The organism is Paraburkholderia sp. XV (genome assembly GCF_020177535.1).
GTDB classification, from domain to species: Bacteria; Pseudomonadota; Gammaproteobacteria; order Burkholderiales; family Burkholderiaceae; genus Paraburkholderia; species Paraburkholderia caribensis.
The window spans coordinates 1-9,204 of record NZ_JAGUUD010000196.1 but is presented as its reverse complement, the minus strand read 5'-3'; the positions used below and the strand labels follow the sequence as shown (position 1 = coordinate 9,204).

The 9,204-nt window shown below is 64.2% G+C and carries 9 protein-coding genes and 1 riboswitch; of the genes, 5 read left to right on the top strand and 4 right to left on the bottom strand.

Annotation, left to right across the window (positions count from 1 at the left end; translation table 11 throughout):
• Positions 1-200 precede the first annotated feature (200 nt).
• The 4 genes from ribB to KFO72_RS40365 form a co-directional block, all read right to left on the bottom strand.
• On the bottom strand, positions 201-935 hold the full coding sequence (gene ribB, locus KFO72_RS40380; protein ID WP_225034447.1) for a 3,4-dihydroxy-2-butanone-4-phosphate synthase: 735 nt from the start codon (positions 933-935) through the stop codon (positions 201-203).
• A 219-nt stretch (positions 936-1,154) separates the two neighbouring features.
• Positions 1,155-1,335: riboswitch (FMN riboswitch) on the bottom strand.
• Positions 1,336-1,410: 75 nt separating this feature from the next.
• Positions 1,411-2,115 (bottom strand): helix-turn-helix domain-containing protein, encoded by a 705-nt coding sequence (locus KFO72_RS40375; RefSeq protein ID WP_035987591.1) that lies wholly within the window; start codon positions 2,113-2,115, stop codon positions 1,411-1,413.
• A 282-nt stretch (positions 2,116-2,397) separates the two neighbouring features.
• The gene (locus KFO72_RS40370; RefSeq protein ID WP_225034446.1) at positions 2,398-3,576 is read right to left on the bottom strand and encodes an MFS transporter; all 1,179 of its coding nucleotides are present in this window, start codon (positions 3,574-3,576) and stop codon (positions 2,398-2,400) included.
• Positions 3,577-3,596: 20 nt separating this feature from the next.
• Positions 3,597-3,992, bottom strand: coding sequence for a VOC family protein (locus KFO72_RS40365; RefSeq protein WP_054929738.1), 396 nt, complete (start codon positions 3,990-3,992; stop codon positions 3,597-3,599).
• Between the two features lie 115 nt (positions 3,993-4,107).
• Between KFO72_RS40365 and KFO72_RS40360 the strand changes: the two genes are divergently transcribed.
• From KFO72_RS40360 to KFO72_RS40340, 5 genes are all read left to right on the top strand, one after another.
• Positions 4,108-5,109: a LysR family transcriptional regulator gene (locus tag KFO72_RS40360; RefSeq protein ID WP_225034445.1), complete on the top strand. Its 1,002-nt coding sequence runs from the start codon at positions 4,108-4,110 to the stop codon at positions 5,107-5,109.
• Positions 5,110-5,324: 215 nt separating this feature from the next.
• Positions 5,325-6,695, top strand: coding sequence for a tRNA (N6-isopentenyl adenosine(37)-C2)-methylthiotransferase MiaB (gene miaB, locus KFO72_RS40355; RefSeq protein WP_060602309.1), 1,371 nt, complete (start codon positions 5,325-5,327; stop codon positions 6,693-6,695).
• Positions 6,696-6,728: 33 nt separating this feature from the next.
• The gene (locus tag KFO72_RS40350; protein ID WP_060602312.1) at positions 6,729-7,811 is read left to right on the top strand and encodes a PhoH family protein; all 1,083 of its coding nucleotides are present in this window, start codon (positions 6,729-6,731) and stop codon (positions 7,809-7,811) included.
• 30 nt (positions 7,812-7,841) lie between these two features.
• Complete coding sequence (ybeY, locus tag KFO72_RS40345; protein WP_225034441.1) at positions 7,842-8,303, top strand: rRNA maturation RNase YbeY; 462 nt, start codon at positions 7,842-7,844, stop codon at positions 8,301-8,303.
• A gap of 89 nt (positions 8,304-8,392) precedes the next feature.
• Positions 8,393-9,043, top strand: coding sequence for a gamma-glutamylcyclotransferase (locus tag KFO72_RS40340; RefSeq protein ID WP_225034439.1), 651 nt, complete (start codon positions 8,393-8,395; stop codon positions 9,041-9,043).
• The last annotated feature ends 161 nt before the right edge of the window (positions 9,044-9,204 follow it).

Sequence of the window (9,204 nt, the reverse complement as noted above, 5' to 3'; positions counted from 1 at the left end):
GCAAAGAAAAGTAGGTGCCGCCCCGCACAGGGGCGACGCCTGAAGCGCGCTAACGAATCGCGGATGCCAGCGAAAGCAAAGGCAAATCGCGAATGCCAGCGAAAACCCGAGCAAACCCAACCAACCGCGCGCAAACGCAAAAACCTCCAGACCACTTGCGCAGCAAACCCCAAAACCCAAAACCAAAAACCCAAAAAACCTCAAACCTCGCAACAAGCCTCCCGCGCGAAGGCCATCGCGCGCCGAAACTCGACCAATTCTGCGATAGTAAGCATCGGCATATCGTGCCGAGCGGCGAAACGCTCGACATCAACACCTCGCATCATCGTGCCATCAGCGTTCATCAACTCGCACAACACCCCAGCGGGCTTCAGCCCCGCCAACGTCACGAGATCGACGGTCCCTTCCGTGTGCCCGCGCCGCGCCAACACGCCGCCCGGCATCGCGCGCAACGGATACACGTGACCCGGACGCACAATATCCGCAGGCTTCGCGTCATCAGCAATCGCGGCACGAATCGTCGTGAGCCGGTCAGCGGCAGACACCCCCGTCGACACACCTTCGCGTGCCTCGATCGACACCGTAAACGCCGTCGTATTGCGACTTTCGTTGTGAGCCGTCATCGGCGGCAATTCGAGCGCGCGTACCCTGTCGTCAGTCAGGCACAGACACACAATGCCGCTGCACTCGCGGATAAAAAGCGCCATCATCTCGACACTCATGCGCTCCGCCGACATGATGAGGTCGGCTTCGTTCTCGCGGTCGTGATCGTCCTGAAGCACGACGGCACGGCCCTCGCGCAAGGCGTCGAGCGCAGCGGCGATGCGCGGCGGTATGGGTTCGGTGGCAAGCAGGGGAAGATCGGCGGACGCGTCCTCGGCAACGACAGACGGCGCAGGCCAAGCGAATGCAGCAGATGTAGATACTACGGACATGTGAAACGCTCCTCGCAAGAGTGTGGGCGAAAAACGTTTCAGGGCATTGCAAACAGACAAACGCGTCCCGCGAGCCGCAAACGGCTGCCATGCAACCAATGGACGATGCAGCCGCGCGCCGCTCGCAACGAGCAGCACGGCACCGGCCATTCCGCACGGGACCAAGGCAAAGCGCACACACGCGCTAACCAGGTCGACAGGAGACTCAGATGACTATCTGCGCATCTTCTTCCATCCGGACTCTAACCGTCGGCTCTGGCCTCTCACCAGATCTGCTGACCCTGCAAACTCGAACTACAACGCAGGCGCTCGCGGGCTCGCAGACTCACGCTTCGACCATGCCAAAGCGCGCCGCCTGCATACCGCCGGTGGGGAATTTCGCCCCGCCCTGAAGACGTACTGATTACCGGATCGATCCGGCTCGCGAAGCATACAACAACCACGCGTGGCGTGCAGCCAGCGCATGCTTCATGTTTCAGCCTTCGGAATGCGCATGCGCGAGCGGCGCATCATGCGGTACATCCCAGCGCGGCGGCGTTTCCGCATTCACGGTCACGCGAAACGCGCGCGCTTCCGTGTCGCCGGGATTGCGCAGGCTGTGCGGCTGGTCAGCGTCGAAGACGATCGAGTCGCCCGTCGCCAGCAACTGACGGCGGTCGTGCACGCTGACTTCGAGTGTGCCCACGCTGACGACGAGATTCACCGTCGTCCCCGGCGCGCGCCGCGTGCCAGGCTCGGTATGCAGCGGCGCGATGCGCAACTCGTGAAACTCGGCGGTCGACGGCTCCGCATCGGGGTGCAGCGCGCGTGTCCAGTAACGCCCATTCGACGTGACGACGCGCGCCGAGCGATCCGCCGGCAAATGCTCGAAGCCGTTCACAGCATGTTGGCGCAGGAATGCCGCGACCGACACCTTCAAGGCCGCCGCGACCTTGCACAGCACCTTGATCGACGGCACGCTGCGCGCCGATTCGATCTGCGCGAGCATCGCGCGCGACACGCCCGACGCTCGGGCCAACGCATCGAGCGACAACTGACGCTCCGCGCGCAACCGCGCGAGGTTCACGCCGACGCGGTGTTCGAGCGCGTCGAAATCCGAGGAACGCGTATCGTCGTGGGCATGGGCTGCGTCGTGACCTTCGGACGCGCGGTCGCGCACGAGCGCAAGCGGTGACTGCATGATGACCTCCAGAAGCCCCGCATCGGTGCGGAGCAAGCACTAGTGGAGGCAAGACTAGCACCCGGTTTTCGCGCGCCCAACGAAGTTATCTTCACACTGTTATCACGATCGCAGAGGACCCTTATGCGCTGGCGTGCGATGCGTTCAGCACGCAGCGCCGGCGGTAGCGCGCGTTGCCGGGGACGCGGACTTCATCGGCACGGGCCGCAAAAACAGATGCCCACGCATGGCGGCGTGGGCATCGAAGACATCATCTGAAGCGCCAGTGCGCAGTCGCCGGACTCAGACCCGCTCGCGCACGTCCCCCGCGACGACAGCGGCAGGCGCATCCATCCGCGCCGCTACCCATGTCAGCGCCAACGCAGCCAGCGCGACGAGCGCCGCGACGTAAGGCAAGGCGTCGAGTCCGTAACCGTGGCTGATCGCCAGCCCGCCGAGCCACGCGCCGCCCGCGTTGCCCACGTTGAACGCACCGATGTTGAGCGTCGACGCAAGATTCGGCGCTGCCTTCGCCTTCTCGACGACGCGCATCTGCAGCGGCGGCACGGTCGCGAACGCTGCGATTCCCCAGATGAACACCGTGACGGCGGCAGCAATCTGTGAATGGCTGGTGTGCGCGAATACGGCCATCACCACGGCGAGCGCGATCAGAATGCCCATCAGCGACGGCATCAGCGACCGGTCCGCCAGCTTCCCGCCGATCGTGTTGCCGACCGTGAGGCCGACGCCGAACAGCACCAGGATCAGCGTGACGCCCTGCGGCGTGAAGCCGCTTACCTGCTCGAGAATCGGCGCGATGTAGGTGAACACGACGAACACGCCACCGAAGCCGAGCACCGTCATCGTCAGCGCGATCCACACTTGCGGGTCCTTCAGCACGCGCACTTCGTGGCCGAGACCCGCCGGCCCCGTGTCATGGCGATTCGGCACGAGCGCCGTCACGCCCGCGAGCGACAGCACGCCGAACGCGGCGACGATCCAGAACGCGACGCGCCAGCCGAACATCTGGCCGATGAACGTGCCGAACGGCACGCCGAGCACGTTGGCCAGCGTGAGACCCGTGAACATCAGCGCGATCGCGCTGGCCCGCTTTTCCTGCGGCACCAGCGACGCAGCCACCACCGCGCCGATGCCGAAGAACGAGCCGTGCGCGAACGACGTCACGACGCGCGCGATCATCAGCACCGGGTAGTCGGAGGCGATCGCGCACAGCACATTGCCGACGATGAACACGCCCATCAGCAGTTGCAGCGCCAGCTTGCGCGGCATCTTGCTGGTGACGACGGCAAGCAGCGGCGCGCCGACGGCCACGCCGAGCGCATAGCCGCTGACGAGCAGCCCGGCGGAAGGAAGCGAGACGGCAAGATCTTTCGCCACATCGGGCAGCAAGCCCATGATGACGAACTCGGTGGTGCCGATGGCGAACGCGCTGATCGCGAGCGCAAGCAAGGGAATGGGCATGGAAAGCTCCAGACGACGATTCAAAAGGACGCGCGCCCGACATTGCGCGCCGCCGTCACGAACTCGATGACGACGGACGCCGCGAGCGCGACGAACAGTTGCACTTCACCCGAAAGCGGCACATCGGCCGTCTGATAAGCGACGCCGGCCTTGTCCAGCCGCGCGAGCAGCGCCTGCCACTGCGCGCCGTCGTCGAGACGGAACGCAAGGTGGTCGATGCGCGGCGTCACGCGGCCCGAGTGACCCGGCAACGTCGACTCGACGAGGTGGATCACCGGGCGGCCGTCGGCATAAAGCCAGTAACCGCCGACACCGAACGGCGGCCGCGCGCCCTCCTCCAGCCCCACGACATCGACGAAGAACCGCCGGGTGGCGTCGAGATCAGGGGTGACGATCGTCGCGTGGTCGAGATGCATGATGCGGGCTCCGGGTAAACGCGAATGTTCGAGTTTTCAGGATCGGATTGTGCGCGAAGCTCGTCGATTTGATAATTGGCGTACCATTTGAAGGATTTTCAAACGGTGTCGAATAATGACCGACAACCTGGGTGACATCCGGCTATTCGTCGAAGCGGCGCAGCTGGGCAGCCTGTCGGCGGCGGGCCGCAAGCTCGGCCTCACGCCTGCGGCGGCCAGCGCGCGCCTCGCAAAACTCGAAGGCGGACTGAAGGCGCGCCTGTTCGAGCGCACGACGCGGCAGCTGCGTCTCACCGACGAAGGCCGTCTCTACCTCAACTGCTGCCAGCAGGCGCTGCGCGCCCTCGACGACGGAGAAGCCGCGCTTCAGGCCGGCCAGAACGCGGTGCGCGGCAAGGTGCGCATTTCCGCGACATCGGATTTCGGGCGCAATCTGCTGATGCACTGGCTCGACGAATTCAACCTGCTTTACCCCGACGTCACGTTCGCGCTGACGCTGTCCGATTCGCTACAGAATCTGGTGCAGGAAGACATCGACCTCGCCATCCGCTTCGGCGTGCCGCAGGACAGCTCGCTCGTCGCGCGCTGGCTCGCGCCGAATCCGCGCGTACTGTGCGCATCGCCGGAATACATCGCGCGGCGCGGCGAGCCGACAGATCCGCTGGACCTGGCGCGCTTCGACTGCATCGTCCTCGGCACTGCGTCGGGTCCCGTCAACGAATGGCGCTTCACGCGCGGCGCAGAGGCCGTCACGTACACGATTCCGCTCGAATCGGCGCGCGAAACCAACGACGGCGCCGTCGCCCGCGAATGGGCGTTACGCGGCTACGGCATCGTGATCAAGTCGATGTGGGACGTCGAAGCCGACCTGAAAAGCGACGGCCTGCGCGTGCTGCTGCCCGAATGGCGCTATCCCGATGCGCCGCTGCACGCGCTCTATCACCGCAACCGCTTCATGGCGCCGCGCGTGCGGGTGCTGCTCGATTATCTCGCCGAGCGCTTCACCAGGGTGACGGGCGAACTGGAAGCGCAACTTGGCTTACCGCCGCAGGGCGGCGCCCGAAAGACGCTCGCGCGCACGCGCAAACCGCCCGCCGGCACGGAAACCGGCGCATGAAGCCGGCCCGGCACGCTGTGCCGGCACGCCGCCAAAGCCCCACGCAGCAAAGGGCTATAATGTTGGACTACGCTGTAAAAACGCGTTCAGGGCGCTCCGGCGCCGCTTCGGACCCGTAGGCGGTCCGAGTCTCCGCGCCCCGGCGCCACGCGTTTTTTGTCTCTTCACCTTTTATTGACGCCCCCAGGTTAACCACTGCGACCGGCGAACACCCGATGACCAAGAAAGTTTATGTAAAGACCTTTGGCTGCCAGATGAACGAGTACGACTCCGACAAAATGGTCGACGTACTCGGTGCGGCTGAAGGCCTCGTCAAGACCGACACTCCCGAAGACGCCGACGTCATTCTGTTCAACACCTGCTCGGTGCGCGAAAAGGCGCAGGAGAAAGTCTTCTCCGATCTCGGCCGCGTGCGTGAACTGAAAGAAGCGAACCCGAATCTGCTGATCGGCGTGGGCGGCTGCGTGGCGAGCCAGGAAGGCGCGTCGATCGTCTCCCGCGCGCCTTATGTGGACCTCGTGTTCGGCCCGCAAACCTTGCACCGTCTGCCGCAGATGATCGACCAGCGCCGCGCGAGCGGCCGTCCGCAGGTCGACATCACGTTCCCGGAAATCGAGAAGTTCGATCACCTGCCGCCGGCGCGCGTCGATGGCCCGAGCGCGTTCGTGTCGATCATGGAAGGCTGCAGCAAGTACTGCAGTTACTGCGTCGTGCCGTACACGCGCGGTGAGGAAGTGTCGCGACCGCTCGACGACGTGCTGACGGAAATCGCCGGTCTCGCCGATCAGGGCGTGCGCGAAGTCACGCTGCTCGGCCAGAACGTGAACGCCTTTCGTGGCGCAATGACAGCCGGCTCGACCGAGATCGCCGATTTCGCCACGCTGATCGAATACGTCGCGGAGATTCCGGGTATCGAACGGATTCGCTATACGACGTCGCATCCGAAGGAATTCACGCAGCGCCTGATCGACACGTACGCGAAGGTGCCGAAGCTCGTGAGCCATCTTCATTTGCCCGTGCAGCACGGCTCGGACCGCATCCTGATGGCGATGAAGCGCGGCTATACCGTGCTCGAATACAAGTCGGTGATCCGCAAGCTGCGCGCGATCCGTCCGGACCTGTCGCTGTCGACTGACATGATCGTCGGCTTCCCTGGCGAGACGGAAGAAGACTTTGACAAGATGATGCAGCTCGTGCACGACATGAGCTACGACACGAGCTTCTCGTTCATCTACAGCCCGCGTCCCGGCACGCCCGCCGCGAACCTGCACGACGACACGCCGCGCGAAGTAAAGCTGCGCCGTCTGCAGCATCTGCAGGCCACGATCGAAGAAAACGTGCAGCGCATCAGCGAGGCGATGGTCGGCAAGGTCGAGCGGATTCTGGTCGAGCGCCCCGCGCGCAAGGACCCGAACGAACTCGCGGGCCGCACCGAGAACAACCGCGTGGTGAATTTTCCCGCGCCGGTGGAATCGCACGCGCGCCTGATCGGCCAGATGATCGACGTGAAGATCGTGCATGCGTATCCGCACTCGTTGCGCGGCGAACTCGTGATGGTTCACGACACCGCGCCCGCCACTCATTAAGCTGTAGCGCACCGACAGGACCTAACCCAAGCCTTGAAGACCACTCAGCAACATCTGGAATTCACTGCGCCGCGCGACGACAACGCGCGGCTTGCCAACCTCTGCGGACCGCTCGACGAAAACCTGCGGCAGATCGAGCAAGCGCTCGACGTCACGCTGCAACGACGCGGACACCGCATCAGCATTCGCGGGCGCGGCGCGAAAATCGCGCTCAATGCGCTCGAAAACTTCTACAACAGCGCGCGCGATCCAATCTCCGTCGACGACATCCAGCTTGCGCTCGTCGAAGCACGCCATCCGGGCAACAACGGACGCGCGGGCGGTAACGGTGAGACAGAAGCCGAAGCGCGTTTTCGCGGCGACCCGGATCATCCGTTTGACGAACCGGCGCATGAAGGCGTGGAGGACGAGGAAGAACTCGGTCCGAAGCTGTATACGCGCCGCGCCGATCTTCGCGGCCGCACGCCTGCGCAGCGCGAGTATCTGAAGCAGATCGTCTCGCACGACGTCACCTTCGGCGTCGGCCCGGCGGGCACCGGCAAGACGTATCTGGCCGTCGCCTGCGCCGTCGATGCGCTGGAGCGCGATCAGGTCAAGCGCATCGTGCTGACGCGCCCCGCCGTCGAAGCGGGCGAGCGGCTCGGCTTCCTGCCCGGCGATCTAGCGCAGAAGGTCGATCCGTATCTGCGTCCGTTGTACGACGCGCTTTACGATCTGCTCGGCTTCGACAAGACAGCGAAGATGTTCGAGCGCCAGATGATCGAGATCGCGCCGCTCGCGTACATGCGCGGCCGCACGCTGAATCATGCGTTCATCATCCTCGACGAGGCGCAGAACACGACGCCCGAGCAGATGAAGATGTTCCTCACGCGGATCGGCTTCGGCTCGAAAGCGGTCGTCACGGGCGACACAACGCAGATCGACTTGCCGCGCGGCCACAAGAGCGGGCTGATCGAAGCGCAGCGTGTGCTCGAGGACGTGCGCGGCATCGCGCTCACGCGCTTCACGAGCGCGGACGTGGTGCGGCATCCGCTCGTCGCGCGCATTGTCGAGGCGTACGACGCGGCGTCGAAAAAAGAAGCGGCCGCTGCCGAAGCCGCCAGCGCAGCGAAGTAACACGGACATGACCTGGACGAAGAACAACGCATGAGCCGCGCCCCGAAACTGTCGCTGAACCTGCAATTTCCCGCTGGAAAAGCGTGGCCCGAACACAAGACGCTGTTGCCGAAGGCAACGGTCGCCGCGTGGGTCAAGGCCGCGCTCTTCGCGGACGCGGAGTTGACCGTGCGTTTCGTCGATGCCGACGAAGGCCGCACGTTGAACCGCACGTATCGCGGCAAGGACTACGCGACCAACGTGCTGACGTTCGCTTATGCGGAATCGGAAGACGATCCTGTCACGGGCGACCTGATTCTGTGCTGCCCTGTTGTCGAGAAGGAAGCGAACGAGCAGGACAAGCCGCTCGAGGCGCATTACGCGCATCTGCTCGTCCACGGCACGCTGCACGCGCAGGGCTACGACCATGAGGACGAAGCGGAAGCCGAAGAAATGGAAGCGATCGAAACCGAGGTGCTCGGCAAGCTCGGCTTCCCCGACCCGTACGAATAAGGCTCGAAAGCAGGGATGTTGAGCCGGCATCGCCGCCTGGTCGATCGCGGGCTCTGACGAACTCCAGTCAGCCAACCGATCGAATCAACGTGAGCCAACCCCTTCCATCACCGACGCCGCGTCAACCGTGCCCCGACTATCCGCCGTCGCTCGGCGAATCACGGCTGTTGACGGACGACGAACTGCGCGCGTCGCTCGAATGCGCTCTGCGAGACTGGGATCGCACTAGCGACTTGTGGCTGTTCGGCTATGGGTCGCTGATCTGGAATCCCGGTCTGCCGACGGTCGAGGCGTTGCGTTCTCGTGTGCATGGATATCATCGCGGGCTGTATTTGTGGTCGCGTGTCAATCGCGGGACGCCGGAGCAGCCGGGGCTCGTGCTCGCGCTGGACCGCGGCGGATCGTGCAGTGGGATTGCGTTCAGGCTTGCTGCCGAGGGCGCGATGCCGCATCTCGAAGCGCTCTGGCGACGGGAAATGGCGATGGGCTCGTATCGTTCGGCGTGGCTGCCTTGCGTGCTTGCCGATGGGCGGCGCGTCGATGCGCTTGCGTTTGTGATGCGGCGGGATGTGGCTTCTTATACGGGCAAGCTGTCTGACGACGTTGTGAAAGCGGTGCTTGGGTGTGCTTCCGGGCGATATGGGACCACGCTGGATTATGTGAGTCGCACGGTTGAGGCGCTGCGGGAAAGTGGAATGCCAGATAGAGCGCTCGAGGCGCTGTTGGTGAGGTGTCGGTAGAGCGCGCATTTTGCGCGGGGTTGGTTGTTGCTGGGGTCCGGGTTTTGTTATTGCGCTTCACGCGTCGCCGTTCGTGCGTTTGGCCTTTTCGCTGGCATCCGCGATTCGTTATCTCGCTTCACGCGTCGCCCCTGTGCGGGGCGGCACCTACTTTTCTTTGC

Bases quoted from the DNA above. Each gene is read 5' to 3' on its own strand.
- ribB (WP_225034447.1), bottom strand. From the start codon at position 935: ATGTCCGTAGTATCTACATCTGCTGCATTCGCTTGGCCTGCGCCGTCT.
- ybeY (WP_225034441.1), top strand. From the start codon at position 7,842: ATGAGCCGCGCCCCGAAACTGTCGCTGAACCTGCAATTTCCCGCTGGA.
- miaB (WP_060602309.1), top strand. From the start codon at position 5,325: ATGACCAAGAAAGTTTATGTAAAGACCTTTGGCTGCCAGATGAACGAG.
- KFO72_RS40360 (WP_225034445.1), top strand. From the start codon at position 4,108: ATGACCGACAACCTGGGTGACATCCGGCTATTCGTCGAAGCGGCGCAG.
- KFO72_RS40365 (WP_054929738.1), bottom strand. From the start codon at position 3,992: ATGCATCTCGACCACGCGACGATCGTCACCCCTGATCTCGACGCCACC.
- KFO72_RS40370 (WP_225034446.1), bottom strand. From the start codon at position 3,576: ATGCCCATTCCCTTGCTTGCGCTCGCGATCAGCGCGTTCGCCATCGGC.
- KFO72_RS40375 (WP_035987591.1), bottom strand. From the start codon at position 2,115: ATGCAGTCACCGCTTGCGCTCGTGCGCGACCGCGCGTCCGAAGGTCAC.